Here is a 26,457-nt window from a genome sequence, read left to right as displayed (position 1 = left end):
GGAGTTGGACGGCTCTCCGGACCGGGAGAGGCGCGACGAGCGGCCCCTGTTCCAGCGGGGGCCGTTTCGCTTAGGCGGCGTCGCCCTGCACGGCACGGCCCGAGGTTCGGCCGCCATGTTGGTGCCACTTCCAGGTGCGCTCCGGCAGGTGCACGATCCGGGCGCCCGCGTCGACCAGAGCCAGCCACGCTCCCCAGTCCTCGCAGGTGGCCAGCACAGCGGGGTCAAACCGGTCACGGAAGCCACCTACCGAGCGCAACAGCTCGGTGCGCACCAGCACGGTGACCGGGATGTAGTTGGCCGTCCGCAGTTGCACTGGGTCGAACGGCTGTCCGAATCGGCCAACCGGGTCGGTCATACCAACCGGCTCGAACCACGGGTACACCATGTCCGCGCCAGTCTCGACGGCGTGAGCGGCCAGTCGCTCCAGGTGCTGCGGCAGGAATTCGTCGTCGGAGTCGAGGAACGCCACCCACTTCGCCTGCACGGCGGCGAGCCCCCGGTTGCGGGTGGCTGCCGCGCCCTCTCGGCGCCGGTCAACGGTGACGTGCAGCTCGGACGGCTGGAGCTTCTGCACACAGACCGAGTTGATGGCGCGTGTGAGCATCCCGTTCCGGACTCGCGCGGGGTGGGCGGGGATGACGAGGCCGATGCTGGGGTTCACAGTGCCCACCTTTCCTCGTAGCCGGGCCGGTCGGCGTAGGGCTGTAGCAGTTCCTTGATCGGGTCACATGGCCAGCTGTCGTTCTGGCAGAGGACACAGGACACATGGCCATCGTCGGCGGTCCTGATCGCGTGCTCGTTCCGGGTGCGCCTCTTGGCATAGTTGATGTCCCGCGTGACGCTCCAGCGACGTTCTTCATCGGCTGTGGGCGCGCGGAGGCTGGGGTCATAGATGAGGTGCAGGTCCGCGAGGAAGCAACGGTTGAGGAATTCGAACTCGGGCGAACACCCCGTCAACGCACCCAGCAGGCAGCGCGGACCGTCCTCCCAGTCTTCGACCACAACCACCCGACGCCGGAGTACTGTGCCACCGTGACGGCGGTTATCAGGTATCCACCGTTCCAGCGGGTAGATGGCTTCCAACTCCGGGCTAGACGGACGCACATGCACGCCGCCGCCGGACATGAGTTGCCCGTACTCGGTCACCACGCAATCGATCTGTCCCTGCAACCGATTGATGGTGCGCAGGAAGTCCTCCGGCTGGTGCGTGCCGAAGTGCTCCCGCAGGATCGCGTCGACCCGCCGCGTCTCATCGAGGAGCACGTTCCCGACTGCCGACGAGATTGCCTCCGTCAGGCTGCCCGCAGTCGGGTCGCTGTGCTCGTTGAGGAACGTGACGACTTCGCCCGTTGACTGGGGTTGCGGCGTGGGCGGCTCGTAGTGGAACCAGTCGCAGCCGTCGACTGGGCACAGGTAGCCCGTCGTGCCCGGTGTTCCCGGCGGCAGGTCATCCAGCGAGCGCACGGCGAATCCCTTCCTCCAAGGAGACACGTGGGGTGTAGAGCGTGTGCAGCTTCGCCGGGTCCCCGACCCGGTACTGCACCCCACTGGGCTTCGCTGTCAGATGCCGGAACCCAGGAGAGTAGCCAGCCGCCTCGGTGACCAGCTTCGCTAGCTCGTTGAAGCTCGTCGCCCGGCCCGTACACAGGTTCACCGGCCCCTGAACGTCCTGTTCGACCGCAGCGAGCGTCCCCGCAACCACGTCGCTGATGTGCACCCAGTCTCTGACCTGCTCGCCGTCACCCCAGATGTCGAACGGGTCTGCGTGGCGCTGGGCACGGTCCACGAATGACGGGAACGGGTAATCCAGTGGCTGCATCTCGCTATACCCCGAGAACGGCCTCGCGATCGTCACCCGAGTCCCCGTCTCCTCCGCGTACCGCGCCAAGACCTCCCCGGCGAGCTTCCCGAAACCGTACGTTTGATCCGGCCGCCCCATCAACGAGAAGTCCACGTCGTCCTCGACGAGCCGCCGCCCCGACGTCAGCGCACGAACCGGGGCAACCTGATGCCAGGTGGACACTCGATGGATCGAAGCGGTCTGCAGCGCCACCGGGTACACCGCTGAACTGGAGAAGTACACCGCCCTCGGGGTCCGCGATCGCTCCAGCCATCGGAAGTACCAGGCATCCAACGCCAGGTTCGTCCCCACTGACAGGGGCGACCCGTCGATGCATGCTCGGCCACCCACGACCGCGGCACAGTGGACTGCGAGGTCGTAGCGGGTCGTGTCCGTGCGGAACAGGTCGAGGCAGTCCTCGCCATGGATGAGGTCGACGGGGGTCACGGTCCAGCCGCGTTCCACGAGTTCAGCAACGATGTGCCTGCCCACGAACCCGGCCGCGCCAGTCACCAGTGCTCTCATGGCTTCACTCCTAGTGCTATCTGGAACATCGACGTCGTCTCGTGCCGCACCACCTCGTACCCGGCCTGCTCCAGCAAGTCCTTGTACCCCTGGATGTCGAACGCCCAGGTGTGGAACTTGTAAGCCGAGCCGGGGCGCTCCGTGAACGGGGAACTGGCCACGACCACCCGCGACTGCTCCGCGACCCTGCGGACAAACGCCGCGGGGTCAACAAGGTGCTCGATCATCTCCGTGCACACTGCGAGGTCCGCCCACTCCACATCCCCAGTGACGACGTCCCCGTACCGGACATCCACGCCACGCTCAGACACGGCTGGGCCGATGTTGGACGGCTGAAGGTCGTAGCCCCACATGCGCAGTTGCCACCGCTCCGCGAGGTCGCGCAGTGACCACAGCAGACCGCCGTCACCGCATCCCAGGTCTACCACTGACTGGACAGGGTGATGTTCGACGGCCCACCGAACCATGTCCGCTGCCAGCGTGAGCCTGCCTTGGTGTGCGGGCTCATCGATGTGTGGCGCCCGGTCGCGCTCCTGGTACCAGGCCGTGGTTGTCCACTCGGGAACTGTGCCCTCAGGGAACAGACGCCACGCGGTCACTTCGCACCGCCGCTCTGGGCGGCGAGAATCTGGCCGATGATGACCAGCGCCTGGTGCTCGGTGAACCCCTCGGCGATGAGGGCGATATACGTCTGGCGCAGGACGCTGGCTAGTTTCCGCAGGTCAGCGCTCGGTTCTATCGGTCCGTTGGTCACTGGTCGCCGTCCGATCGCACGTACTGGCAGGCGTAGCCGGGTGTGCCCGCGTACTGCCACTCGCGGATGCAGGACAGTTCGAGGTGTTGGCGTGGCTTGAGGAGTGCGCAGCGCGTGTCTTCACAGGAGTACTCCTGTTTGGAGCCGGTGAAGCGGACCGCAAACTTTTGGTTGCTGCCACCGTTGCTGCCTGCCGAGATGAGGCGTGACTGGACCTCGGAAAGGGTGCCGCCGACCGGCCTCCACTGGTGGTACTCGGCGGTCCACGGGAACATCACGATTCCAGTGATGAGGAGTGTGTGGAATAGGGCGATGCTGCCTGTCCAGATGAGCCCCCCTGAGGGTTCGAGGAATTCATAGCTGCCGATCTTCTTGCCGTACCTGACGCCGACCACGATCCCGACTGTGGCAAGGAGTGAGATGAACCCTGCGATGGGGAGTCCGACGGTGACGCCGAGGCTCCAGTAGGTGTCGTTCACGGGCACACCTGCCGCCACGCGCCAAGCGCCACCCGCTTCAGCATCGACGTGAAGTTCGGGTACACCGCGTCCGGCTTGCACGTCTTCGCCAGCGTCAACGAGTACTCCACGTGCAGCACCGGCTTCCCTGCCCGCCCGAACGGCGCCAGCACCGGGCACTCTGAGTACTGCACGCACTGCTCGTTGATCTCCCCGTCAGCGACCTGTGCTGCGCGAGCCACGAACGCACTGTCGACGCCGTTCTTCGCGAACAACGCCAGCCCGTTCGCGTGGACCGTGGCAGCCAGGAACGACAAGTAGTCCAGGCCCGTGGCCTGCGTCAACGGGAACCCCGTGGCCCGTGCGCCCTCCAGGTACGTGTCGTCCAGGTCCGTCTCCACCGCGTCGAAGCCCTTGCTGGCGCACATCGCGACCCGGGCCGCCTCCACGCTGCGGACCGTGGCGTCGCGGGTGTCCAGGTAGTACTCCGGCCACCCGACTTCCTTGCGGCCGATCGCGGCCTTCGGGAACTGGCTGTAGTCCGGCCTGCCCGGTTCCGCGCCACCCACATCCAGGTAGCAGATGACGTGCGCGCCCTTCGCATGCAGCGCGGCGACCGTCGCAGCCGACGTCTCGAACCCGTCCACGTCGAACACTGCCGCCTGCACACTGGTGTCGATCGTCCCGTCCAACTGCCACTGCCAGGACGCGACCTTCGCAGGCGGAGTCCACCAGCCCGGGCTCGCGTCCGCAGTGGGCATAGCCAGCGTGCCGCCCACAACCAGCAGCCCTGCCGCCACAGCGGCAACGGTCCTACCCACGCTCCATCAGCTCCTTCAACTTCGTCACGTCGTTGTCGAGGCGGTCACGGACCCACGCCTCATAGGCCTGACTGTCGGCCGCGTACATGGCCGACGAGTTCACTTCCTCGTAGCCCGCGTCGCTCGGCGCCTTCCCGACGAGGGGATGCATGTGCTCGATCACCACGTCAGGCAGGTACGTGAGCCGGTCCAAGGTCTGCCCCAGAGCCAGCCACGCCGAGTCGATATACAGATGGGTCAGGCCGGGCGGCACCATGTAGCCGAGCGTCCGGACGATGTCCGACGACATCGCCACAGCGGTCGGCAGAAGCCGACCCTGAATCAGATCGTTGCCGTACACCAAACCCGTGCCGAGCCCGTCCAGCGTGGACAGGAAACGTTCGTTCCATGCCGCCGTACGGGGCCTGTGGTCGTCCCCGAGAAACCCGATTGCCCTGTAGTGCTCGGCGTAGACCCTGCTGGCAGCGTTGAGTGTGCCGCCGAGCCGCAGCCGCGGGCCAGTCTGCAACCGGTACCCGTCGCAGCCGCCCGCTGCTTCCCAGCCCTGCCGGTAGGCGTCGAGTTCCGGGTCATCGTCGTCCACGCACACCAGCAGGTCCGCTGACGCGGTGGTGGTGGCCTGCCAGGATTCCCACAGCGCGGCCACATTCTGTGGTCGGCCACGGGACGGCACGATCATCAGCAGTTCCAAGTGGGGTTCTCCTTCGCTGGTACTGGGGCTTTCGTCCACCGCATGTACGGGCTGTACTCGCCGACCAATCGGTCCGCCTCGGCCAGCGGAATCACCCACCCTGGCCCGTGACGCTCAGCCCAGATGTGGCCGCGCCGCAGGTGGTAGCGCACGCACGGCTCGGACACGCCAAGCCGTTCGGCGAGTTCCGCGGCCGTCAGGAAGCCGTCCATGATCACCGCCAACTGAGGATGTTTCACCAGGTCAGAGGCCTGATGGCCATCCGACGTTAACGCGCGCGATCACATCGACTCGCGGGAAACACGCCACCAGCAGGTATGAATCACGCTCCGCGCACAACGAAGCCCGCAAACGTGACACCGCAACGACCCAGAAACGCGAAAAAAGGGGCCTCACGCTCAACCCTGAGCGTGAGGCCCCAGCCACACCAACCAACTCAACCAGCCACGATCACCCCAGAGGCCCACCCTCCGGGGCACCACCCCGCTTATCCAACTCCACCATCAAGAACTTCACCTGACCCCTCAGGACACGCACCTCGGCTTGCGCGCCACTGAGCTGCTCAGACATGTTGTCGTGCTTCTCCTGCAGGTCATCCGCACGCTGATTCGCAGCCCGCAGCTTCTCCGACAGGTCATCCGCACGCTGGTTCGCCATACCCAACTGCGTCTCCAGCGTCTTCGCGCGCTGCTCCAACTGATTCACCAGGGAGATCGCCGAGTTCGCGACCATCCCCGCCTGATCGATCGACATCTTCCGGCGCTTGCGGATGCTGTCGATCGCGGCATACAAGCCGCCCAACAGTCCACCGCCGCCGCCGAGGATCCCGAACCAGACGCCGAGGTCTTGCAGGGACATGAACACCCCCTGGGTTATCTCGATCTCGGCTCGGCCGCAGCCGCGCGCTTCAGATCTCGACCGATAGTGACAAACCGGCCTACACAGGCCATCGCGAACGCCCCCACGAACAGGGCCGGGAGCGTGCCTCTCCACCCGGCCTCAACCAACACAACGGACACGTACAGCACAGCGAAACCACCCAGCAGCGTCAGCCCCACCCGCTCCACGAGCAGGCTCACCAAGCCGTTCAACAGCACGCCAACCACGCTCACCACGCCACCCAGTACCAGGCCCCCGTACCAGACCGGTACGAGGCCATCAGGCAGCGTGTTCGCGACCGCCGGGGACCAGCTCGCCTGAGCCAGCAACCCGGCGCCGCCCGACAACACGGCCGCGGAGAGCAGGAACACCTCGAAAGGGTTCCGGCCACTCCGCACGATCACTCCACTCTTGAGCACGATCACAGCGGTCCTTCCCCGATGCGGACCAAGCGCCCGTCAGGACGCGACGCTGGCCGGCTTGTTGGGGACCACGTGCACCGCGACGACACCGAGCGCGGCGAGCAGGATCGTGATCCAGCCCTGCGTGTTGATGCCCCCAGTGGACGCGACCTGGACGGCGGCCTGTGCCCCGGCGAGCAGGAACGCGACCGCGGTCTTCGCCCACGGCGCGACACCATCCACGCTGGGCACGAGGTACACGCCGATCGCGGTCAGCACCGCCACGGCGATGCTGCACCCGGCCTGCATCGTGAAACCGGTCGTCACGAACGGCTGCACGGCGACGAGTAGGGCCATGACCACTGCGACGAGGCCCTTGGCGACAGTCTGCATTGTGTTCTCCTCACAGGCCCTTCGCGGCCATCCAGGTACGGACCGCGGTCGCGGCACGTTTGTTGTCCCCAGAGTGGTGTTCGCTCAGCCACGGCCCCAGAGCCGTGGCCAGAGCCTGGTCAGCAGGGTCCACAGACGGCCCAGGAGGCTGAGGCGTGGGAGTGGGGTTGCCGGGAAACGGCCGCCCGGTGAGGGCGGTGTAGCCCGCGGCGAGGGCGGGCAGGTTCACCCCCTGCTGGAACTCGATGCTCCCAAGGTGCTCAGGCCAGATGACGACCCACGCCTCCGAGATCTGGCGGCGCTCGAAGGTCTGGGTCATGCCGATCTCGGTGCCCCAGCTGACGACTGCGATGTCGGAGCCCGTGCCGGCGCTGGTAAAGGCGACACCAAGGACTGCGTGCCCACCCCACTGGGAGGACGGCACGTAGTTCCACGGCATGTGGTTGTCGGTCTGCTGCTGCTGCGCGGTTTCCAGGTCGACACCGAGCAGGACGGACCCGAACAGGTCGATCGCCGCACGCAGCTCGTCCGGGTCGGACACGTTGACCTTGGCGTAGGCCAGGGGCTTCACACCGCGGATGCCGTGAGCCTGCAGTTGGGCGAGCATGTCCGCGAGGACGACGCCGTTGTCCCCGGTGCCCGCGGACGGGTCAAAATCCGGGTTGCACAGCTTGTACAGGGCGAGTGCGTCGTCCGTGATCAGGTTCAACGCGGTACCGGTGAGGTACTGGGAGACCTGCATCCGCATGTGGCATGCCGCGGCGGGCCCGCAGTCGCCCCACTGGTCGTTGCCCAGCATCTCCCAGTTCGCGACCTTCGACCCGAAATCCGCGCTGGATGGGTGCGAGGGGACGACGCCAGTGAGGTAGTGGGCGAGCTTCAGTGCGGGTCTCTGTGGGTCGTGCGGGCGTCGACCGAGTCTCCTGCCAGGGATTGTCTCGGTCTCGACGTGTCGGTCGACGGGAGGCTGGCTGGACATGCTGTTGCTGCTCCTCACTGGCCGGCGACTTCGAGGCACCAGGCGATGGGATTGTCGGTGGAGGTCGACTTGACCAGTACCGAGATGAGCTGTGTGCCCTCCGGACACACGACGCTGTAGCGGGTGTCCTGCGCGAGCTCGACATCCGCCTCATCGAGGTAGACGGGGCCGCCGTTGGCTTGCCCGATGTACCAGACGTGCACGCTCGCCGATCCCCACCCAGTGGAGAGGCTGAACCACGATGCCTTCGAGATAGCCGAGCAGGACGCATCGCACGGCCACACCAACTGGTGCTTACTGGGCTCGCTGTGGAAGGTGGGTGAGCTGGCGGTCAGCTTGAGACTGCCGTCGGTGTTGCGGTCGTAGTAGCCGCTTGGCCGGAATTCGCCCATGGCCATGAGTCAGCCCTCCAAGAGCAGGAAGTTGGTCTGGTCGGTTGTGGCCGCAGCAGGCTGCCTGCCGCCCCCCGTGAACAGTGAGATCAACTGCTCACGAGTGCCGCGGTACGCGGAGCAGTCCATGCCGCTGATGCCCGCAACGACACCCCGGTCGGTGAACTGCCACATCTCAACCCCCAGCCCCCCGTACCCGGTCCAGCCGGACCCGCTGTCGCCGCCGACCGTGTCGTAGATCTCGGACGCATAGGTGGTGGCCGAACTGGGATAGCCCGAGGACCACAGTGCGGGGAGTCCGGCGAGACTCGGGGAGCCGATCTGCTGCCAGAACCAGTGCGGGAAGTACACCAGCGGCACGTGGTACCCAGCAGCGGTGAACGCGTTGTACATGTCGACGCTCACCGGGTACTCCCCGGCGCCATCCGCCTCGGAGTCAAGGACGATCGTCGACCCCGCGGGGATGACGCGTTCCGCGAGGGCGATCTCGCCAGCCTCGTCAGCGGTGTGCACGAACACGTAGGAGGCCGTGACTAGGCCGGCGGCGACGGACGCCGCGTACTGGGCTCCGTAGTAGGGGTTGATGTAGTTGTCGCCCTCGATCGCCTTGATGATGGCGAAGTCGAAGCCTTCGGCCTTGGCCTGCGCGAAGTTGAAGCCAGCCTGGTAGCTGGCCACGTCAACACCGAAGATCGTCACGTTGACCTGCTTCCTGCTGCGTGCAGCATGTGTGCATGGATGGCGTCAGCTCGGGCACGTGCCTCGGCGGCGACAGCCCGGTCCCGGATCACCACGAGCGCGTTGTCCTGTAGGCGTTCCCCACTGGTGGACCAGTTCGTGGATCCGGTGATCACGTCGAGCCCATCAACGATCAGGAGCTTCAGGTGCATGAGCGCGCCGTGCTCGCTCGTTCCGATCGCGATCGAGTTCCCCGGCAGACCAGCAGCGGCGATCAGAGCCCGCTCGTGCGGGTTGATGGCCTGCGTGGAGTCCAATGACAGCTGTACGACACACTGCGGGTCGGCGAGCTTGTCATGCAGTGCACTCGCGAGGACGTCATCGTCGAACGCGTACAGGGCCGCGACCAGTGATGTCGTAGCGGACTGCACAAGGGTGGCGAGGACGGCATGGACCTGGTCCACTGGCGCGTAGAACGTCCTGAACGATGGCGGGTAGTCGGCGCTGAAACCACCGGCCTTATACCCGTCCAACACAGACAGGCTGGGCAGAGCCACGACTACACCAGCACCAAGTCGGCGCCGGTCTCCGTGGCCGCCGAGTCCTTGAATAACGCTGCCACAGGGAAACTCCTGTCAGAGGGGGGACCACTCGAACGTCACGCGACAGTTCGGGGACACGTATGAGGCTGCCGCGGATGTGAACACGGTGACCGCGACCGTCACAGGCGATCCGGAGGGGGAACGGATCTCCGCGTACGCCTGACATGCCGCCCACCCAGACACCGCAGTCGCCGAGTTCGCCGTGTAGATCGTCGTCGACATCGACGCAGTGCTCGTTGTGGAGTTGAGGGCGAGGATCGTGGACTGATTCGTCGCAACAGCAGCATGAACCCGCCAGATCCCCGCACCCAGCGACCACGAGTTGCCACCGGACAAGGTCAGCCCAACCCCGGATCCCTCAGCCAGGGTGAACGAGGCGAGCGTGTTCCAGCCGCCACCCGCACCGAGTGTGCCCGTGGTCGTGTACCGGGAGTACAAGCCGATCGGTATCACTGACTGGTTGGTCCACGTGGTGCCGTTGTAGACCAGTGCCTGGTTGGCGGTCGGGCTGGAGATCGTGACATCGGACTCGGCCGCGAGGGTGCGGGTGGTGTTGTTCCACTTCCCGGTGCCCGAGTTGTAGGTCAATGCCTGCCCCGATGACGGGGAGGAGACGGCTACATCGGTTTGCGCGGCGAGGGAGGAGGTGTGCACGTGGTCGTAGCGTGCCGCCGCTGTACCCGTTCCCGCGGAGACGGGCGACCCGATCCCGCTGGGTGTCTGCCCAGCCGTAGCTAGTGGGGCGCCGCCGTTCGCGGTGGTAGCGCCCGCTGTGTTCTGCTGCATGCGGCGGACCGTCTGCTCGAGGCGGGCGAGCCTATCGACCAGGGACTGGTCAGGCTTCGGGACAAACCCGGGAGCCGTCATCACGCCACCCCCGCGGTCGACTGCAGCGTCAACTTGGCGGTCCGGTAATCGACAGAGTCGATGCCCGTAATCCGCAGCGTGTAGTTCCCGTCCGGGATCCGTCGATGCCGTTGCACACAGAACGTGCCCGTGTCACCCACGCTCACCTGGTCGATCGTTGGGGACCCAGTGAGTTGCCCTGTGCCGTCCGTGCCGTCGATGCGGACCGTCGCGCTGAACGTGGCCACCGGGTAGGCGTAGGTCTGCACCGTGGCCTGCGCGTAACTGGCCAACGTGGTGGTGTTGGTTTCCTGCGTGTTCGCGCCGTTCACACCCTCCAGCAGCGGATACCCGGCGGTCACGAGCGTCGGGTCGTAGTAGGTGCCAATCGCCAGGTTGTACTGGGATCCGGAGCCACGCGCATAGTCGGCGTGCTCCATCATCGAGCCGTCCGTCGCGTAGTCCAAGCTCGTCAGCGAACCGCGGTCCCCGTAGTCCCACACCCACGGTGCACCGATCTGCCCCAGCCGTGGGGAACCCGCGCGCAGCGTCCACTGGATGTAGCCGGGAGTCGCGGAGAACGTGGGCCGGAACTCCAGTTCCACGTTCGTGGACAGGGAGGTGACGTTGGTGAGGGCGTCAGCGACGAGGCTCATGTCGTAGCCGTAGTACTGCTGGGTGACCGTGCTGGCCGCGTCCAGGGTTGGTGTCACGATCGGCAGGCTGTTGCGGGTCGTGGTGTCAGCGACGAGCTGGATCGCGATGTTCCGCCACGTCGTATTCGCGTACAGCGTGTCCGCGCCGGACACTGCGGGGTTCGCGCCAGCAACCCACGTTGGGGGAAGGACGAGGCGCTTGGATAGGTACTTCCACATGCCCGCGAACGTGAGCTGCGACTTGCCCTGATTATCCGTGTAGGACTCGCCCATGACCGGGCCGGCTTGGACGACGAACTGCTTGTAGCAGATCGCGACCGAGTAGTGCCAGGGCTTGGAGATCTCCTCGAAGTCCGCCTTGGACATGCCGGTGCCGCCGAGGGGGACGGTGACGCTGCCCCCACCCGCGTCATTGATCTTGTAGCTGTAGGACAGTGAGTCAACGAACGGCAGCTCCGTCAGGATCTGCCCGGTCTTCGTGTTGACCGCGTACGCAACCCAGTCATCGGCGTTCGGCATGGGTCACGCCGGGACGGGGATGACGACGACACGGAATTGGAACCACTGGCTGGTGGGCAGCGCATCGATGTACTGCAGCGTGTTCGGGTTCAGGATCTGGAACACCACCGTCTGGGAGCCCGTGAACACGGGGGATGAGGTCAGGCACACCTCGAGGTACGAGTTGTAGGTTGCGCCCGCTACGAGTGGCGTCCGGTTCCTGGCGTAGGTTGTGGCCCCAACGATGATCAGGCCGTCGACGACGGACAGCTGCGTCGGGTTGGCCGAGTTGTTCTGCACGAAGCACTCGCCGACCGCCTCGATCCGGTACGCGAACCCGGGGTCAGGGATCGTCAAGGTACCGACGTTGTAGGTGTTGCCGAACCCGATGTGCGTCGAGTCGCTCGCCGCGGTCGGCTGATCGAACGGCCTGTTGCCGACCCCGTGCCATTTGCCGTCCGCGCCCCACACTCGCAGACCGGACTTGAGGGACGTCACCCCGTCGTAGGTCGTCTCGCCCAGGTAGGCGCCCGGGTCGGCGTTCGCGTCCCCCGGGAGGAGGCACCGGACCCCGCCGAACGTCGAGGCGGACTTGCGGACGTCCGTGATCTGCGCGGACGTGATGTTGTTCGAGTTGCCGTTCGAAGCGAACGTGGGCCGCAGGATCTGCGCCAACGGGATCGCGCCAGTTGGGATCGACGGCGCTACCGGGCTCGCCGCTGGTGTCCCGTCCACGTACGTGATCTGCGCACCCTGAGTGCCCGTGTCACTGATCGCCGCGTCCACGATCTGCGCGTACACCACATCGATCCGAGGGTTGCTCGTGGGGTTCGCGTCCATCGACATCGTGAACGACGCGTTCCAGTTCGCCAGATACGGGCCCGCCGCGGTACCCGTGCGGCCGATCAACGCGTTACCGGCGTTGATGAGCACCCCCTGGGATGCGGATACGGTCTGGTTGACCTGCAGGTCCATCGGGATGTTCCCGTTGACACCGGTCACCGACGTGGACCCGAACACACCGCTCCGCCACGCCGTCTGGGGTGCGGTCTGCGCGCCCGCGGACGCGGTCAGCGCACCGATCCACGCCTGCCGGTAGTTCGCCGCGGTGTTGATCGCGGTCGTACCGTTGGCCGCCATCATCGGGACGGCACCGTTCGCCTGCTGCGCCATGGCTCAGTACCACGTGTTTCTGTAGGAGACGGTCAACGTTCCGGTGTCACCGGGCGATCCACTGCGGAACTGGATCGTGATCGAGGACTGCGCTGGGATCGAGAACCAGTTGTTCGCGGTCAGCAGGGCCCTGCGGTTGATGCCGCCCTGCGTCACCGCACCCGTGTTCGTGTTGATCACCACCGAGTCCGTGGACGATAGGGTCGCGTTGTAGGTCAACGTGTCCCCGGTGTCCGCGCGCGTGATCGTCGGTGTCGTCAACGCCCCGGCGAGGGTAAACGTCATGTCCGCGTCCGCGGTGCCCGTGTTCGTCACGACCAGCGAGCCGCCAGACCCTGGGGTGCCGTAGTTCACTGGGTAGGTCACCGGGTACGAGACGCCGCCGGTTCCGGCGGTGGTCAGCCCCGTCGACAGGGTCGTGAGGGAGTTGTCCAGTTTCCGCAGGTCCGGGGCCATCAACTGCAGGCTGAACGCGACGCTCTGCCACGAAATCGGGGTCGTCGTGATCGGCGCGTCCAGGGCGACGTTGATGTACCGCGCAGAGTTCGCCGACGTCACTGTCAACGGGTACAGCGACTTCGGGTCGGGGCAGACCGCGGACAGCGTGTCGATCGCGTTCTGCAAGGTCGCCACCGATGGGGCCGACAGAGTTCCCTCGAGGACGATGACTCGGGCCCCGCGGTACTCCACGCCCCGGAACACGCCGCGTGACGCAGGCTTGTCGTTCCGGATCGCTTTCACCGCGGGGCTGCCGAACCAGCCGTCCTCTTTGGTCAGAATCCAGTCGCACCCATTGGTGTCGGTGGATCCGTTGATGGTGATGCCGCCGATACTGAACTGGGAGCCGTACCACAGGGCGTCGTACTGCACGATTCGCTCCCCTTACCGCATCAGCATCTGCGAGCGCTGCCGGCGTTCGATCTCGGCGGCGACCGACGCGGGATCGTGGGTGGTGACGTGGTAGTGGTGCTCCCCGCCTGCATTACCCGAGGCGACCGCCGACTTCAGGGTCTGCCACTGTCCCGCCGAGAACACCGGCTCCGGACGCCCCGAGGCGTTGATAACCGGCGTGATCCCTGGCTGCAGCCAGCCGCCGTCGTCGTAGCCGCCGGCCTGGTTCAGCGCGGACAACGACCCATACCGGTGCAGGGCATAGTTGAGGCCGGAATACACGTTCGCCAGCGGGTTCGTGCTGACCCCGTACGAGAACGGGCCAGTGCCCGCGTACGGGCCCGCGTAAGCCCCGAACGTCGGGCCGATCACCTGCATCAAACCCACCGACGGCGTACCGGCAGCCCAGTTCGAGTCCGTGGTGTTGACGATCGAAGGGTTGCCGCCCGACTCTTGCTGCATCCTGCGAAGAACCGTCTGCTCCATCGACAGTGGCTGCCCGAGCAGGGTCAGTGCCTGGTCCACCACGCCCTTCCACTGCTGCACACCGGCACCAGCCGTGTACTGAGCCCCATTCCCCGCCGCGAACCAGGACCGCACCTTGTCGATCGCGCCCTGAACGACCTTCCCGGGAATGTCGGTCAGCGCGGTCCGCCACTCCGAGCTGCCACCTGGGGTGGACGCGGTCTTCCCGATCGCGCCCTCGAACAGTTTCGTGACACCGCCGACGATGTCACCCGCGAGAGAAGCAACCCAGCTGGCCGCGTCGGTGATCCCGTGCCACACCGCCTGAGCACCCGATGAGAGCGCGTTCCAGGCGTCACCGAGCCAGCCACCAGCCGCGTGCACGGGGATCCCGTTGGCCTGGTTGCCGCCGGTTCGGCCGGACATCGCGTTCAGGCCGAGGATCGTGTCCGTACCCAGGAACCGGACCGCTTCCGGGGTGAGGACAGCCTCGCCGGGGGACAGCATGGCGGGGATCGAGTCGATGCCCGGGGCGTACCCAGGTAGGACGCCACCGCCAGCCCAGGCCGACGTTTTGACCGGGTTGAGGTCCCCGAGGCCGAACAGGTGCGCGACACCGTTCCACAGAGGGACGATCGCATCGTTGTACACCAGGTCCACAATGAACTTGGCGGGGACCTTGACGATGTCCATGACCTTGTTCCAGGCGGTCTTGATGCCCTCGACCGCGAGCTCGAAGCCATGCCTGATGCCGTCGACAGCTGCGCTGATCGCGTCACCGACTGGCTTGATGACGTGGTCGTACAGCCAGGAGAAGATGTCGCCCCACGCCTGGATCCCGGCCTTGATGTAGTTGATGACCGGCTGGATGACGTTATTCCAGATCCAGTTGAAGATCTGGCCGATCGCGTCGAAGTAGGGCTTGATCACCGAGTCCCACAGCCAGCGGACCACGGCACCCAAGAACTGGATGCCCTGCTGGATGTAGCCGATGATCGGGGAGATCACGTTGTCCCACACCCAGTGGAAGATCGCGCCGATGGCATCGAAGGACGGCTTGATGATGCTGGTGTAGAGCCAGGTGAAGATCGCGCCCCAGAGTCGGACGCCAGCGACGATGTAGTCGATGACGACCTTGATGACGTTGTCCCACACCCAGTGCACGATGGCGCCGATCGCGTCGATGTAGGGCTTGATGATGGCGGTGTACAGCCACACGAAAGCTGGGGCGAGCACGTTCTTGACGAGCAGGACGATCGGCTCCACGAGGAACGCTGCGACGATCGCCGCTGCGACCCGGAACACCAGGAAGATCCCGTCGAACACTGGCTTCAGGATGGTCTCCCACAGCCACACGAACGCCTTACCCACGGCCTGTGCGGCTGTGGTGAGGGCGTCTCCGATCTGCTTCGCGTGGCTGATGACGAGGACAAACAGGCCGACGATCAGGGTGATCGGCGCAAAGATGATTGCTAGGGCGGTTGCGAAGATCTTCCAGTGGTCCACGACCCAGTCGATGGCGACCCCGAGGGCGTGCCACACCGCGAGGAACACGTCCTTGAGGAAGTTCCCGACCGCCTGGACGACGTTTCGGAAGCCCTCGAAGTGCGTGTAGGCGTAGATCAGTCCAGCGGCGAGCGCTGCGATCCCAGTGACGATCAGCATGATCGGGTTCGCGTTCAGCACCAGGTTCAGCGCCGCCTGGGCGAGAGCAACCAGCTTCGTTGCGAGCGCCCAGGCTTCCATCGCGAGCTTCACCGCGAGGAGCGGCGCCGCGAGGCCGCCGATGACCGCGGCGATCAAGCCGATCCAGTTCGAGTTCTCGCTGATCCACTTGCCCATGTCGATTAGGCCACGTACGAAGTTGCCGACCCAGTCGAGGGCTTGGGTGGCCACTGGCAGCAGCTTCTCGCCGATCGCGATCATGAACGCGCCTAGTTGAGCCTTGGTCTGATCCAGCTTCTGGTTGAAGTTGCCCTGGATCTCGCTCCAGCCCAGAACGTTGTGCCCGGCCTCGTCAGTCGACTCCGCGATCTTGTCGATGTTCTCCAACGTCGACTTCGCGTTCTCCCCGGTCAGCATCAACGCGACGTTCATACTCGTGGCGTTGCCAGTCGCCTTCGCCAGAGCCTGCGTGTAGGTCTGCGCCGTCGTCGACCCCGACTTCAACGCCTGCGAGAACCCCTCGGCGTTGTTCCGCATCGTGACCCACTGCTGCAGCAGCGCGGCCTGGTCCGCGGGCAACGCCTTCAGGCCCTGCCTCCACTCGTTCATGGAGATCTTGCCGGTGTTGAACTGGTCCGCGATCTTCTGCAAGCTCGGAGGGAGCGCGCCGTACATCTTCTGCGCGTCCTCAGCGGCGATCTTCGACTGGTTGAACGTCTGCAACAGAACCTGACCCTCAGGCCCCATGTGCTGCATGATGGCGTCACTGATCGAGATCAGCGCGCCACTCACACCAGTCTTGCCGAGGTTCTTCGACACATCGTCCGACCGGATCCCCAACTGCGACAACTCTTGCGTCATCACGTTCGTCGGGTTCGCCAGCGACCGGATCGTGTTCGCCAGGTTCTGCGCAGCCTGATCCGCAGAGACACCGTGCGCGGTCATCTCCGCCAGGTCACCCAGCAGATCCTGCAACGGCACGTGTGCCGCACCCGCGAGTGGCGCCACAGAGGACATGGCGCCCGACAGCGCCTCGAAGTTGGTTTTGCCCAGTGAGACGGCGGTCACGAGCTTCGAAGTGACATCCGCTGCCTGCTGAGCCGGCAGGTGATAGTCCGTGAGGATGTCGGTCACCGCGTTCGCGACCGTCCCCAGTTGCGCGTTCTCCTCCTTGGCGCCCTGAGCCGCGGCCTTCAGCACCACCAAACCGTCAGCGGAGTGATAGCCCGCGGACTCGATGGTGTACATGCCGACAGCGAGCTCGTGCGACGAGATGCCGACCTGGCCGGCCATTTCCAGGATCCCGTCACCCACACCCTTGATCGCGTCGGTGCTCTCACCCGCCGACGTGACCAGCCGGGTCAGCTCAGTCTGGTAGTCGGCGGCCTCCTTCACCGCGACAGCGCCCATCGCCAACCCGACCGCGGTCACTGCAGTCACCAGCGTGGTCGCCGCACCAGCCAGCTTGCTGGTGCTCGCAGCCGACGCCTCCTGCGTGGCGGCGTTCTTCTCGGTCAAGTCCTTCTGAGTCGCCTCAGCGGCCGTCAGGGCCTCCTGGGCCTTCTGTGACCGACTGGCCTGGATCTCCGAGTTGCGCTGGGCGGCAGCCAGCTTCTCCTCGGCCGCGATGACCTGAGATGAGTCCGCCGCATACTTGACGCGGGCCTCAGCAAGCTGCTGCTCAGCGATCCGGACCTTGCCCGCCGCGGTCTCCGCCGCGGCCTGCGACCTGACCATGTTGTTCGACGCGTTCTGCGTCGCCAACACAGCCTGATCCAGCTTCGATTGCAGGGCTCGGACACCGTCGCTGGACGCTCCAGACAGGGCGTTGCCGAACGTCGAGCCGACTTCCTTTCCGACCTTCTCGACATCACCAATCGTGGAGGAACGCAGCAGGGAGCCGAAGTTCTTGACGCTGGGGATGATGTCGAGATAGACCCCACCAACAGACTTCGCCACCCTGCCGCCCCCTCACCGCTCACTGAACCTCGACCTGGGGGAGTTGTGGCGCGTCACGCCGCAACGCGGCCACGACCCGGGGATCAAGACCACCTGAGGCCATGTTGTGCAGTGCGTCATGCAGGTCCCTGACCTGCTGACGCCGCTCCGACACGGTCTCCTCGCCTGGACGTGGGATGGCTTTCGGCTTCATTGACCCGCCGTGGGCGTTGACGTAGTCGGCCCTCGAGAACGCCACCGTGTCAGCGATGTAGGCCAGGATGTGCGTCGTCACAGGCCACGGCGAGTCCGACATCGCCAACCTCGTCGCGGACTCCGCAGGCAGTTGCCGCACCAACACCACCAGGCGCCTCGACGACAACGTCCCGCGCCACCAGTCGCCGACATCCACCGAGTAGTAGCGGAGAAGATCCGCTTCGATCTCCTCCGGGTAGCTACTCAGGAGGTGGTAGGCATCTGCAGTTTTGGGTTGGCGGCCAGCTCTTCCTTCATGATGACGAGAGCGAGCTGGACGTCAGTGGACCGGCCGCCGCCCGCCAGGAGCCGGGCGTGCTGCTCCTCGCCTAGGAGGAGCTTCGCGAGAGCGGATGCCTCGGTGGCGTCCTTCAGGCCGGACTGGGCTTCCTCGTCGAGCAGCAGCGGGTTCGGGACGAGGATCACGCCTCCGTTGTCGAGCTCCAGTTCGAGGCCCGGCTCCATGCCGAGGGAGTCGAGGGCCTGGTCCCGCATCTCGGTCAGCTTGAGACGCTTACGGTTTGGGCTGGACATGGGGTGCTCCGTTCTGGCGGCTTGCGGCGGCTATCGAGGCCACGAGTTGGCCGTGGAAGAGGGAAGAAGAGGTCGGCGGCGAGCCCCTCACGCCACATGAAGTGGCGTGAGGGGTGGGTCTCCGCGCCCGACAGCCGCCAGAGTGCCGGGCGCGGAGGGTCTGTTAGGTCGGCGTCCCGACACCAGTCGACGCGGCACCGTTGCCGTTCGAGTTCACGGCGACAACCGACACGTTGTACGGCTGGCCCGACGTGAGGCCCGTGACGGTCTTCGTGGTAGTGCCAGCGGCCACCGTGAACGGCGACCCCGATGCGGACGAGCCGTCGGACACCTTGGTGACGGTGACCGTGTAGGACGTGAGCGCCGGGGCACCCGAGGGCACCGTCGCCGCGGTCCAGGAGATACCGAGCTGCCCGCTCGCCGGGGTGATGGTGAGCGCACCAACACCGCCTGGGACACCCAGCGCACGCCAGCCGGGGCCCTCACGGAGCAGCTTGATCGTGTACCCGGCGACAGTGTCCGGGTAAGCCTGGAACGTCAACGGAGTCTGAATCTCTGTCTTCGCCTGCCAGTCCTGCTTGTCCGGCTTGATCATCAGGGCGCGGGGGTAGATCTTCGCCATGAACTGGATGCCCTGAGAACCCGTGCCGCCCGTAGCCCCATCCACACCGAGGAACATCAGCGACCGGTACACCATCTGCGGCACCTTCGGCTTCACCACGTTGTAGCCGGTGACGCCCATGCTGCTCGCGCTCGACAGGGGAAGACCCCAGTACAGGCAGTCCGCGACCGGGCCCGACTGCAGCAGCATCAGCTTCGCCTGCTCGACGTCGTTGGTGACGTCGGTACGCAGCGGCTGCCGTGACTGCCACGTATTGGTGTCCGCGGTCGAGTACTGAGGCGTGAACTCCACGCCGTTTTCATCCAGGTAGCCGAGGTCCGTCCACCCGTCGGTGGTCAGCAGCGTGCTGGACAGCAGACCCGTGGACGGATCGAACGGCGAGTAGTTCGCGAAGTTGTTGCTGCTGCTGTAGTCCTGGATGTACACCGAACCATAGAGCGCCTTACGGACCTGGCTGCTCTGGCCCGGGAAGATCGAATCCCAGTATGCGCCAGCCACTAGAGCCGCCTCCTTGACAGACGGGTAGGCAGCGAAGAGCGCATGGCGTTCTTGCTGCGGAAGGGTGTTGTGTGATCGCCCCGGGGCCGGGGTCGTCTAGAGGGGTTAGGCCGCGGTGACGCGCGAGTCGATGCGCATCCGCATCACGTACCGCTGCAGGTGCTCGTCGTCATAGGACACCCAGGTCGGGCCCATGATGGTCTCGGCATGGTCGATAACCGTCGTGCCAACCGCGGTGTGCCTCAGGCGCCGCATCAACGCGTGCACCTGTGCCGCGGTGTCGTAGGCGGTGGACCGGGTCGTGTTGAACACGTCGATGTCGATCGTCGCGGCGTCAGTGATGTAGTCGTCGCTGCCGCCAGTCCGTGTCACGAGCGCGAACGGCAGTGGCGGCGTGTTCGGCATGTCCACGGACACACCCAGCAGCCCGCACTGGCCAGTGAGGTAGGCGACCAGGACAGCCTCGACGTTGGCGTACATCAGGCCCGTCCCTCAAGGAAGTCCATCGTCTTCGCGAGGATCGCCTGCTTCTCGTTGTGCTTCGACCCGAACTCGATCCAGTACGCGGTAAAGTCCGTTGCTCGGATCCTGCCCACGACCCGTGTCTTCGACGTGTGCACCTCAGCGGTGATGGAGTCCCGGTACTGGCCGGGCGTCGAGTGCTTCGTCGTCCTCGTACCCACTGGAGCGATGGACTTGGCATGCTCGGCGCCCTTTTCCGCCAGCTCCTTCAGGTACGTCACGAGGCCCGGATGCATGAGGGCCTCGGCCAGGTTCAGGGTGTACGGGTCGTCTGCCATCAGCCGGTCACCCTTCTCGCCGTGAGGATCGTGTGGCTGACCCGGCCGAACGCGTCGACCCAGGTTTGTGGGGTGCCTTGGATCTCGTACTGCAACCCATCCCACGGGGTTTTGATCGCGTCGATGACCCGAGCACCAGTGCCGCCGGGGATCCACGCGTTCCACAGGTCCTCGGCGCGGTCCACGTCGTGCACCACGTCCTCATCAGCTGACGCCGGCTGCCACGAACACCCGGACACCGATGTCTCAACTTCGATGCGTGCGGGGACACCCATGTTGTCCTTGGCGCCATCAGAGCGGGACACGAGGATCAGGGTTTGCTGGCCGAGAGGGACGGTCACGGAACCCTCCTACGCCCAGCCGTACATCGTGTACCTGCCGAGGGTTTTCTGTTCTGTGTCCCACAGGTCACAGGACTTGGCGACCCCGCCGTACACGACCTGCACCTCGCCTGTGCGCTGCGACTGAATCTTGTACGGATTCACCAGCAACCGCGCCGCCAGCGCCGTGCACACAGCCTTGATGCCCGCAGGGATCGTCGCGTAGCCGTGCGTGTAGGTGACCTGGATCGTGTCCAGATCACGAGGCCACTGCGACAAGTCAAACCCTCCACCAGGGATCAGGTAGAGGGTCCCGTTCGGCTTGACCCGGTACTGGCTCGACGGGATCGTGTTCCAGCCTGTCCCGCCGCGGTCATCGAGCCACTGCATCTGCGCCACAGAGGTCACCGGCAGCTCGGGAAGCATCACTGCGAAGCCCGGTAGGGGGTCGAGGGTGACGACGTCGTTCACGACCTGGCTCAACACCTGGCCCGTCGAGTCCTGGATCAGGGCCGTAGCGTTGTCCAGGGCCTCCTGGGCCTGAGCCGTGACCAGCGTCTGCTGAGTGAAGTTCTCCAGATCAGACACAGACGCAAACGATGTCACCCCCGGCCTCCCTACTTCGTTTCAGCGACTCGGGACGACTTGCGGGGCTTCGGCTTCCCCACAGGCGTGACGACCTTCGTGGTCGGCTCCTCCGGCTGGGATTCGCCGTCCACGTTCTCGTCGAGCGCCGGGTCACGGGACCCATCATCAGGCGGGTAGTGCCCGTACACCTGAAAGTAGGTGTAGCGGTCGCAGTACTCGGTTGGCATGTTTCACCTTCCCCAGAGGGAGAACGAGACCCCCGTGAACGACGGGGTGGTGCCGGTGAGGCCCCAACGAATCCGGCCCAGCGCGGTGAGCTGGTAGCCGTTGGAGATGTTGCCCCACACCGTCCCCGACGTGGTCAGGACAGCACCGCTGATCGCGGTCGGGTTCGACACCAGCACCCAGTTCCCGTTGCCGTCTCGGACGTCGAAGAACACCGCGAGGCCAGGGGTTGTCCCAGTCGGCGCGTTGGCGACGTTGACGACAAGGAGACCGTTCGACACCTGCGAAATATCGATCGGTCCCGCCACGCCAGTCACCAGGTTCACCGTGCCCGCGGTCACCGTGTCCGAACCCGCCCCCGTCAGCGTCAACCCCGACGCCCGGAACAGTTCAGCGGTGACCGAGGAACTAGCGCCCTCGTTGATCGGGCTCATCGCGACTCCTGTTCGAGAACCAGGGTGTGGTGCCCGGCATGGCGGTGCCGGGCACCACACCACGAGGGGATCAGGAGGTCGAGGTCGCCAGCTTCACGAGCTCGAACGCCTGCGGCCTGTACACCGCCAGCGCCAGACGGCTCGTCGCACGGACCGACACCAGGCCCTGCTCGAAGTCGGTCCCGTTGGTGTTGACCATCTCCACGGTGATGCCCTTGCTGCGGAACAGCTGTGCGTTCTCCTTGAACGAGCCCACCAGGATGTAGCCCTGCGGGATCACCGGGGTCACCACAACCCGCTTTCCCCAGAGCGACTCGCCGGCGTTCTGCGGCTGCCCATAGTCCGCCCCGAAGAACGAACCGCCCAGGTACTGGTTCTGCGAGTCCTTGCCCAGCCGGATCGTCTGCCAGTCATACGGGTTCACCACGAAGGCGTCCGGCTCGCAGAACGCCGCGAACCGGATGTCCGTGAGGGCACCGAACAGACCATCAGCGATCTGCACCGCGGTCGCCGGAGTGTTCGGGGTACCCGCCTCACGACCCCACGTGATGGTGGAGACGGTGGCACCGGTCTCGCCAGCACCCGGGGTGCCGCCAGCGGGGAACGTCAGGCCGCCAGTGATGGTGACACCACCAGCCGAGACACCGGGGGCGACAGTGAACCCGGAGGTGCGGGCCAGCAGGCCGTTCACGCCCGGGTAGCCGGAGCCGGCGAGGAGCTGCACCTCCTCCTGGCGCTGGACACCGAACACGAGCCGGTTGTTCAGGAACGACACGTACTGCGAAGCGTCCTGCAGCATCTCGTCGGTGATCTTGTGGACGTTGGTGACCTTGCCAACCTGCTCCTGAACGCGCGCGATGGCGTCCGTGGAGTACGGCATCGTCGCGCCTTCACCCGTGGCCGCACTGGAGTTCGTCCACGCAGTCTCCTTCAGGTAGGAGATCACCGGGCTGTCGGTGGCGCCCTGCGCGAACAGGTCAGCGATCGTCAGCGGAAAAAACCGCTGCTCCACGATGCCCGGCAGGAAGTTCGGCAGGATCGACGGGCCAGCAGTACCAGCCAGGAAGTAGCCCGACAGAGCCGAACCAGCGGACGTGCCGGACGTCGACTCACCCATCATGTTCGTCGCGCCCTGGGTCTTCAGACCCACCGTGGTCATCGCCGAGTAGCGGCCACCACGGGACGCCAGTGCCTTCTGGTAGGCCGGGTCGTTCACGACCTGCTCGCCGAGCGAACGCCGCTCGATGGCAGCACCCTGGTTCTCGGGCTCCTCGGCGGAGCCGGCGCCAGTCATCAGCGCGCGGGCCCGCTCCAGGTTCTTCAGCTCAGCGCCGATCCGCTCGGACTCGGCCTGCAGCTTGTCCAGCCGCTCACCCTTCTCGGCCGCGGTCAGGTCAGTACTGTCCATCACGGACTTGACCTCGACACCCAGCTGCCGGGCGGCAGTCTTCAACTCGACTTCGTTAGCCATTACAGCCATCCCTTTCGCGTGTTGTTGAGGTGCCCGGCCAGAGCTGGCGGCGAAAGGGACGTCGCCGGACACCCGATGAGTCACTGCAGGGCGTGCGCCTGCACTTCGATCTGCAATGCACGAGCCCGGAGCGCGACCTCATCGGCGGACACGGCAGCGGCGGACTTGACGTCGGCGGCTGCGGGATCGGCGGACTTGGCGTCGTCCTTGGGGCTATCCCCAGCCAGCTCCACGAGAGAGTCCGGCGGGTCTTCCTTCAACTGGCCGTACAAGGCGATCAGCGTCTTCGCCGCGGCCTTCTTCTCGTCGTCGGAGGCGTCTACACCCCCGCGACCACCCGCGAGTGCCGCCGCGGCGGCGTGAACCGCGTTGCGGTTCACGTCCCCGTTCGGCTCCTTCACGGGAAGCTTGTAGTCGGCCTTGTCCTCTGATGCCTCAGAAGGGCCGATCAGGCACGAGGCCCGGTACTGCTCGAGCGTGAACCGAGACGCGGACCCATCCCAGTCCTCATCGGAGATCGCCTTGGCGCCCACAGACTTGCCTGTGGCCTGCTCCTGGGTCTGCTCGTCAGGCTCACCAGTGCCCTCAGGGACCACGCTGGTGACGATCGTGACGTCCGTGACCTGGTCACCGAGCACGACCTGGTTGCCGTCGTCGGTGAACGTCCGCGACAGGGAGTCCCCGTTGAGGCAGTACACGATGGTCCCGGACTGGGCGTCCTCGTCGAGGAACGTGGCCTGCAGATAGGTCCAGTTGTCGCCATCCTCCTCGCTGTAGATGTCCGCGAGGACATCGGAGATCCGGGCCTGAAGATCCTCCACGGAGTTCGACAGGGCCTTCGCAGCCCGCGCAGGCCTTTCCGGCTGGACCCCGGTCTTGGCCGTCTCGGCGGCCTGGCTCAGCTCGGCAAGGGCAGCGCCAGACAGTGCACCGGCCACCGCGAGCCTCCTGGTCGCAGTGGGCATAGCGAACTTGTCCAAGTCCTGACCGGGGGGCACGTTGATGACGACAGCGGACTTGTTCGCGCCGTCCATCGCGCCCGTGTCCGCGTTCACCGCGTCAGCACCAGAGCACGACGCCCCCAAGTCAGCTGCGGCATCGTGGATCGCCTGGATCTGCTTCGCGTCCCTCGCCGAGTTCCTGGCCCCAGCCTTCGCCGTCACATCCAGTCCCTTGCTCTCGAGCACGACCGTGTCCCGGTTCGACGGGATCGCGACGAACGCGCCGTTCAGCAACTCCCGCTTGACGACGGTCTTCCCGTCCTTCTGCTCCTTGCGGGTCATGAACGTCACCGACGTGTTCCGCACATGCCGCTCGTTCACCAGCGTCCGCACGTCCTGGGCCAGCCTCAGGCTCGAGTACGTGCCCCGAACATGCAGGTTCCCGTCATCCTCGATCGTCGGAACACCACTGCCGATGGTCTTCTCCACCGTCATCGCGTGATCGATGTCGAAGTTGATCCAGTCCGGCAGGTCATCCCACTCGTCGTGACGCAGTACCTCCCCGTCCCGGTCCTTGCTCTGCGCCGAGAGGATGACGTGGAACGAGCCGTTGGGCTGCTCGGCATCGTCATCACCAGGCTCGATGGACGCGACGGCCTTGGTCATGATGTTCATTGGGTCTTCCTCTCGGCGAGCGCCAAGTCATCAAGGACCGCGGCACGCTCACTTTCATCGACCGAATCGAGTAGTTCCCTGGACACATCCGCGAGAGCCTTACCCCGCCCCAAGCGGCCCATGATCGAGCGGTAGTACTTGCCCGGCCTCTGCTCCGGTGGAGGAGCAGCCGGCGCGGGGGGAGTGGGCGGCTTCTCCGCGCCAGCCGGTTCAACCGGCGCCCGCTCAGGCGGATCCTGCGCATCCTCATAGGTCTGCGGCACCAACTCGGCGCCCGGCCCCGACACCGCGATGTACTCCCGGATCGTCCCCAGCGGCTGCATCGCCGAGTTGGCGTACAACCGGTTCGTCACGGCACCCGCGTCGTTCAGGTCGAACCACGGCCGCACCTCAGCCGGTTTCGCGATACCGTTCGTCACCAAGCTCACGGCTGTCTCCGCGCGGGTCTCGATGTTGCCGCGCAGCACCTCGTCCACCGCGAACCGGGCGAACAGGTTCCCGATGAACTCCGGCTTCAGTGAGGAGTCCAGCAGCGACTCCAGGTCCTCGATGACCGGCGCCATCGAATCCCGGTAGAACGAACGCATCTGCTCGGTGATGTTGCTGAACGTCGCGTTGTCCGTGATCTGCAGGACCGGGGGCGGCATGTCGAACACGCCCGCGACCTCTTCACGGTTGAGGCGTCGAGACTCGATGTACGCCATATCTTCGGCGTCGAGCTGGATCGGCATCGCCGTCATCCCGGATGGCAGGACGATCGTCGACCCCGCGTTGTCGCTGCCCGAGTGGATCGCATCGAACTCGGCCTTGATCCTCTTGCCGATCTCCGGCTTCACAGCCTTGTCGATCGACAGAGCCAGACTCGGGCGGCCCATGTTCCGCCACCACGCCGCCATCGCACGACGTGACGAGTCCTCGTTCATGATCGTCGACCGCAGCGGCTCCAGCAGAGACCAACCGCGCATCTCCGTGTCCGGGTTGAACCGCAGCCACGCCACGACATCCGTCGCCGGCGCCTTCAAGTACCCGTACGTCGCGGTACCCAACGTGAAGATGTACTGAAGGTCCCCGGCCTTCGCACCATCCCACTCGCCATCCTGCGCGGCGCGCTTGATGAACGTTCGCGACGGATGCATCGGAAGCAGGTACTTCACCAGGCCCGTGTCAGGGTCCCGGAGCTTGTACAGGAAGGCCTCACCGTAGATGTCGTACGTCGACACCACCCAACGCCAGAACGCATACTGCGACAGCCACCAGCACGGCTGACGCAGCAACTGCGCGTACTCCGACGTCGTGTCCAGGTTCTGGCCCGTGTTCGGCGAGTTGTCCCACACGTTCAACGACAGGCGCGCAACCGCATTCGCCCGCTTGTTCACCGCCGCCGCGACCCACGGCTGGCTCTTGTAGATCTCCGCGTAGTAGGCGAACCGCTTCTCCAGCCACATCCCGTCGTGGGCATAGAAGTAGCCCGTCGCCATCACAGGCGTCGTCTCACCCAACGCCTGCGGCGCGAGAGGCACCACCTGGCCGTTGTTCAGCAGCACAA

General features: G+C 65.6%; 33 protein-coding genes. All 33 read right to left on the bottom strand.

What is annotated here, in order from left to right:
• Window positions 1-70: 70 nt before the first annotated feature.
• The 33 genes from KALB_RS24600 to KALB_RS24440 all read right to left on the bottom strand — a co-directional run bounded on the left by KALB_RS24600 (window position 71) and on the right by KALB_RS24440 (window position 26,455).
• On the bottom strand, window positions 71-664 hold the full coding sequence (locus tag KALB_RS24600; protein WP_025358368.1) for a glycosyltransferase family 2 protein: 594 nt from the start codon (window positions 662-664) through the stop codon (window positions 71-73).
• A complete protein-coding gene (locus tag KALB_RS24595) occupies window positions 661-1,467 on the bottom strand; it encodes a hypothetical protein (protein ID WP_025358367.1) in 807 nt (268 codons plus the stop codon). The genes KALB_RS24600 and KALB_RS24595 overlap by 4 nt, the downstream gene beginning before the upstream one ends.
• Window positions 1,451-2,368: an NAD-dependent epimerase/dehydratase family protein gene (locus tag KALB_RS24590; protein WP_025358366.1), complete on the bottom strand. Its 918-nt coding sequence runs from the start codon at window positions 2,366-2,368 to the stop codon at window positions 1,451-1,453. The genes KALB_RS24595 and KALB_RS24590 overlap by 17 nt, the downstream gene beginning before the upstream one ends.
• Entirely contained in the window at window positions 2,365-2,835 is a 471-nt protein-coding gene (locus KALB_RS24585) for a methyltransferase domain-containing protein (protein ID WP_148309612.1), read from the bottom strand. Before KALB_RS24585 ends, KALB_RS24590 begins: the two co-directional genes overlap by 4 nt.
• Window positions 2,836-2,963: 128 nt before the next feature.
• Complete coding sequence (locus KALB_RS47745) at window positions 2,964-3,122, bottom strand: hypothetical protein (RefSeq protein ID WP_158510802.1); 159 nt, start codon at window positions 3,120-3,122, stop codon at window positions 2,964-2,966.
• On the bottom strand, window positions 3,119-3,601 hold the full coding sequence (locus KALB_RS24580) for a hypothetical protein (RefSeq protein WP_025358364.1): 483 nt from the start codon (window positions 3,599-3,601) through the stop codon (window positions 3,119-3,121). Before KALB_RS24580 ends, KALB_RS47745 begins: the two co-directional genes overlap by 4 nt.
• Window positions 3,598-4,401 (bottom strand): endo alpha-1,4 polygalactosaminidase, encoded by an 804-nt coding sequence (locus tag KALB_RS24575; RefSeq protein WP_148309611.1) that lies wholly within the window; start codon window positions 4,399-4,401, stop codon window positions 3,598-3,600. The genes KALB_RS24580 and KALB_RS24575 overlap by 4 nt, the downstream gene beginning before the upstream one ends.
• The gene (locus tag KALB_RS24570; protein WP_148309610.1) at window positions 4,394-5,092 is read right to left on the bottom strand and encodes a hypothetical protein; all 699 of its coding nucleotides are present in this window, start codon (window positions 5,090-5,092) and stop codon (window positions 4,394-4,396) included. The genes KALB_RS24575 and KALB_RS24570 overlap by 8 nt, the downstream gene beginning before the upstream one ends.
• Window positions 5,080-5,316 carry a helix-turn-helix domain-containing protein gene (locus tag KALB_RS24565; protein WP_148309609.1) on the bottom strand — a complete coding sequence of 79 codons (237 nt, stop codon included), beginning with the start codon at window positions 5,314-5,316 and terminating at the stop codon, window positions 5,080-5,082. The genes KALB_RS24570 and KALB_RS24565 overlap by 13 nt, the downstream gene beginning before the upstream one ends.
• Before the next feature lie 226 nt (window positions 5,317-5,542).
• The gene (locus KALB_RS24560; protein ID WP_148309608.1) at window positions 5,543-5,950 is read right to left on the bottom strand and encodes a coiled-coil domain-containing protein; all 408 of its coding nucleotides are present in this window, start codon (window positions 5,948-5,950) and stop codon (window positions 5,543-5,545) included.
• A gap of 14 nt (window positions 5,951-5,964) precedes the next feature.
• On the bottom strand, window positions 5,965-6,396 hold the full coding sequence (locus KALB_RS24555) for a hypothetical protein (protein ID WP_025358359.1): 432 nt from the start codon (window positions 6,394-6,396) through the stop codon (window positions 5,965-5,967).
• 33 nt (window positions 6,397-6,429) lie between these two features.
• Window positions 6,430-6,765 (bottom strand): hypothetical protein, encoded by a 336-nt coding sequence (locus KALB_RS24550; protein ID WP_025358358.1) that lies wholly within the window; start codon window positions 6,763-6,765, stop codon window positions 6,430-6,432.
• A gap of 10 nt (window positions 6,766-6,775) precedes the next feature.
• A complete protein-coding gene (locus tag KALB_RS24545; RefSeq protein ID WP_148309607.1) occupies window positions 6,776-7,744 on the bottom strand; it encodes a hypothetical protein in 969 nt (322 codons plus the stop codon).
• Between the two features lie 14 nt (window positions 7,745-7,758).
• Complete coding sequence (locus KALB_RS24540; RefSeq protein WP_025358356.1) at window positions 7,759-8,142, bottom strand: hypothetical protein; 384 nt, start codon at window positions 8,140-8,142, stop codon at window positions 7,759-7,761.
• Window positions 8,143-8,145: 3 nt separating this feature from the next.
• Complete coding sequence (locus KALB_RS24535) at window positions 8,146-8,835, bottom strand: glycoside hydrolase family 25 protein (RefSeq protein ID WP_025358355.1); 690 nt, start codon at window positions 8,833-8,835, stop codon at window positions 8,146-8,148.
• Window positions 8,832-9,371 (bottom strand): phospholipase D-like domain-containing protein, encoded by a 540-nt coding sequence (locus KALB_RS24530; RefSeq protein ID WP_025358354.1) that lies wholly within the window; start codon window positions 9,369-9,371, stop codon window positions 8,832-8,834. Before KALB_RS24530 ends, KALB_RS24535 begins: the two co-directional genes overlap by 4 nt.
• 78 nt (window positions 9,372-9,449) lie before the next feature.
• Window positions 9,450-10,283 (bottom strand): hypothetical protein, encoded by an 834-nt coding sequence (locus KALB_RS24525; protein ID WP_025358353.1) that lies wholly within the window; start codon window positions 10,281-10,283, stop codon window positions 9,450-9,452.
• The gene (locus KALB_RS24520; RefSeq protein ID WP_025358352.1) at window positions 10,283-11,437 is read right to left on the bottom strand and encodes a hypothetical protein; all 1,155 of its coding nucleotides are present in this window, start codon (window positions 11,435-11,437) and stop codon (window positions 10,283-10,285) included. The genes KALB_RS24525 and KALB_RS24520 overlap by 1 nt, the downstream gene beginning before the upstream one ends.
• Before the next feature lie 3 nt (window positions 11,438-11,440).
• Window positions 11,441-12,589, bottom strand: a complete 1,149-nt coding sequence (locus tag KALB_RS24515; RefSeq protein WP_025358351.1) for a hypothetical protein — start codon at window positions 12,587-12,589, stop codon at window positions 11,441-11,443.
• A 3-nt stretch (window positions 12,590-12,592) separates the two neighbouring features.
• Entirely contained in the window at window positions 12,593-13,459 is an 867-nt protein-coding gene (locus KALB_RS24510; RefSeq protein ID WP_025358350.1) for a phage distal tail protein, read from the bottom strand.
• Between the two features lie 12 nt (window positions 13,460-13,471).
• The gene (locus KALB_RS24505) at window positions 13,472-17,569 is read right to left on the bottom strand and encodes a phage tail tape measure protein (RefSeq protein WP_025358349.1); all 4,098 of its coding nucleotides are present in this window, start codon (window positions 17,567-17,569) and stop codon (window positions 13,472-13,474) included.
• A 19-nt stretch (window positions 17,570-17,588) separates the two neighbouring features.
• The gene (locus tag KALB_RS24500) at window positions 17,589-17,960 is read right to left on the bottom strand and encodes a hypothetical protein (protein WP_025358348.1); all 372 of its coding nucleotides are present in this window, start codon (window positions 17,958-17,960) and stop codon (window positions 17,589-17,591) included.
• A gap of 47 nt (window positions 17,961-18,007) precedes the next feature.
• Window positions 18,008-18,337, bottom strand: coding sequence for a hypothetical protein (locus tag KALB_RS24495; RefSeq protein ID WP_025358347.1), 330 nt, complete (start codon window positions 18,335-18,337; stop codon window positions 18,008-18,010).
• 163 nt (window positions 18,338-18,500) lie between these two features.
• Window positions 18,501-19,457, bottom strand: coding sequence for a phage tail tube protein (locus tag KALB_RS24490; protein ID WP_042220741.1), 957 nt, complete (start codon window positions 19,455-19,457; stop codon window positions 18,501-18,503).
• Window positions 19,458-19,562: 105 nt separating this feature from the next.
• Window positions 19,563-19,937: a hypothetical protein gene (locus KALB_RS24485; protein WP_025358345.1), complete on the bottom strand. Its 375-nt coding sequence runs from the start codon at window positions 19,935-19,937 to the stop codon at window positions 19,563-19,565.
• On the bottom strand, window positions 19,937-20,257 hold the full coding sequence (locus KALB_RS24480; protein ID WP_025358344.1) for an HK97-gp10 family putative phage morphogenesis protein: 321 nt from the start codon (window positions 20,255-20,257) through the stop codon (window positions 19,937-19,939). The genes KALB_RS24485 and KALB_RS24480 overlap by 1 nt, the downstream gene beginning before the upstream one ends.
• Window positions 20,257-20,598 carry a hypothetical protein gene (locus KALB_RS24475; RefSeq protein ID WP_025358343.1) on the bottom strand — a complete coding sequence of 114 codons (342 nt, stop codon included), beginning with the start codon at window positions 20,596-20,598 and terminating at the stop codon, window positions 20,257-20,259. The genes KALB_RS24480 and KALB_RS24475 overlap by 1 nt, the downstream gene beginning before the upstream one ends.
• 9 nt (window positions 20,599-20,607) lie before the next feature.
• Window positions 20,608-21,165, bottom strand: coding sequence for a hypothetical protein (locus KALB_RS24470; RefSeq protein ID WP_030110526.1), 558 nt, complete (start codon window positions 21,163-21,165; stop codon window positions 20,608-20,610).
• Between the two features lie 29 nt (window positions 21,166-21,194).
• Window positions 21,195-21,392, bottom strand: a complete 198-nt coding sequence (locus tag KALB_RS24465; protein WP_025358341.1) for a hypothetical protein — start codon at window positions 21,390-21,392, stop codon at window positions 21,195-21,197.
• Window positions 21,393-21,395: 3 nt separating this feature from the next.
• Window positions 21,396-21,824, bottom strand: coding sequence for a hypothetical protein (locus tag KALB_RS24460; protein WP_025358340.1), 429 nt, complete (start codon window positions 21,822-21,824; stop codon window positions 21,396-21,398).
• A 70-nt stretch (window positions 21,825-21,894) separates the two neighbouring features.
• Complete coding sequence (locus tag KALB_RS24455) at window positions 21,895-23,367, bottom strand: phage major capsid protein (protein WP_148309606.1); 1,473 nt, start codon at window positions 23,365-23,367, stop codon at window positions 21,895-21,897.
• A gap of 8 nt (window positions 23,368-23,375) precedes the next feature.
• The gene (locus KALB_RS48610) at window positions 23,376-24,911 is read right to left on the bottom strand and encodes a hypothetical protein (RefSeq protein ID WP_051913235.1); all 1,536 of its coding nucleotides are present in this window, start codon (window positions 24,909-24,911) and stop codon (window positions 23,376-23,378) included.
• Window positions 24,908-26,455, bottom strand: a complete 1,548-nt coding sequence (locus tag KALB_RS24440) for a phage portal protein (RefSeq protein WP_025358338.1) — start codon at window positions 26,453-26,455, stop codon at window positions 24,908-24,910. The genes KALB_RS48610 and KALB_RS24440 overlap by 4 nt, the downstream gene beginning before the upstream one ends.
• Window positions 26,456-26,457 lie beyond the last annotated feature (2 nt).

The sequence above is a fragment of the Kutzneria viridogrisea DSM 43870 genome (genome assembly GCF_000525635.1).
GTDB classification, from domain to species: domain Bacteria; phylum Actinomycetota; class Actinomycetes; order Mycobacteriales; family Pseudonocardiaceae; genus Kutzneria; species Kutzneria viridogrisea.
This window is presented reverse-complemented; position numbering and strand designations above follow the sequence as displayed.

Excerpts from the sequence above, each read along its gene's own strand:
- KALB_RS24560 (WP_148309608.1), bottom strand. The coding sequence starts at position 5,950 with ATGTCCCTGCAAGACCTCGGCGTCTGGTTCGGGATCCTCGGCGGCGGC.
- KALB_RS48610 (WP_051913235.1), bottom strand. The coding sequence starts at position 24,911 with ATGAACATCATGACCAAGGCCGTCGCGTCCATCGAGCCTGGTGATGAC.
- KALB_RS24480 (WP_025358344.1), bottom strand. The coding sequence starts at position 20,257 with ATGGCAGACGACCCGTACACCCTGAACCTGGCCGAGGCCCTCATGCAT.
- KALB_RS24515 (WP_025358351.1), bottom strand. The coding sequence starts at position 12,589 with ATGGCGCAGCAGGCGAACGGTGCCGTCCCGATGATGGCGGCCAACGGT.
- KALB_RS24525 (WP_025358353.1), bottom strand. The coding sequence starts at position 10,283 with ATGACGGCTCCCGGGTTTGTCCCGAAGCCTGACCAGTCCCTGGTCGAT.
- KALB_RS24585 (WP_148309612.1), bottom strand. The coding sequence starts at position 2,835 with ATGGTTCGGTGGGCCGTCGAACATCACCCTGTCCAGTCAGTGGTAGAC.
- KALB_RS24485 (WP_025358345.1), bottom strand. The coding sequence starts at position 19,937 with ATGTACGCCAACGTCGAGGCTGTCCTGGTCGCCTACCTCACTGGCCAG.
- KALB_RS24495 (WP_025358347.1), bottom strand. The coding sequence starts at position 18,337 with ATGTCCAGCCCAAACCGTAAGCGTCTCAAGCTGACCGAGATGCGGGAC.
- KALB_RS24465 (WP_025358341.1), bottom strand. The coding sequence starts at position 21,392 with ATGCCAACCGAGTACTGCGACCGCTACACCTACTTTCAGGTGTACGGG.
- KALB_RS24540 (WP_025358356.1), bottom strand. The coding sequence starts at position 8,142 with ATGGCCATGGGCGAATTCCGGCCAAGCGGCTACTACGACCGCAACACC.
- KALB_RS24550 (WP_025358358.1), bottom strand. The coding sequence starts at position 6,765 with ATGCAGACTGTCGCCAAGGGCCTCGTCGCAGTGGTCATGGCCCTACTC.
- KALB_RS24590 (WP_025358366.1), bottom strand. The coding sequence starts at position 2,368 with ATGAGAGCACTGGTGACTGGCGCGGCCGGGTTCGTGGGCAGGCACATC.
- KALB_RS24545 (WP_148309607.1), bottom strand. The coding sequence starts at position 7,744 with ATGTCCAGCCAGCCTCCCGTCGACCGACACGTCGAGACCGAGACAATC.
- KALB_RS24460 (WP_025358340.1), bottom strand. The coding sequence starts at position 21,824 with ATGAGCCCGATCAACGAGGGCGCTAGTTCCTCGGTCACCGCTGAACTG.
- KALB_RS24520 (WP_025358352.1), bottom strand. The coding sequence starts at position 11,437 with ATGCCGAACGCCGATGACTGGGTTGCGTACGCGGTCAACACGAAGACC.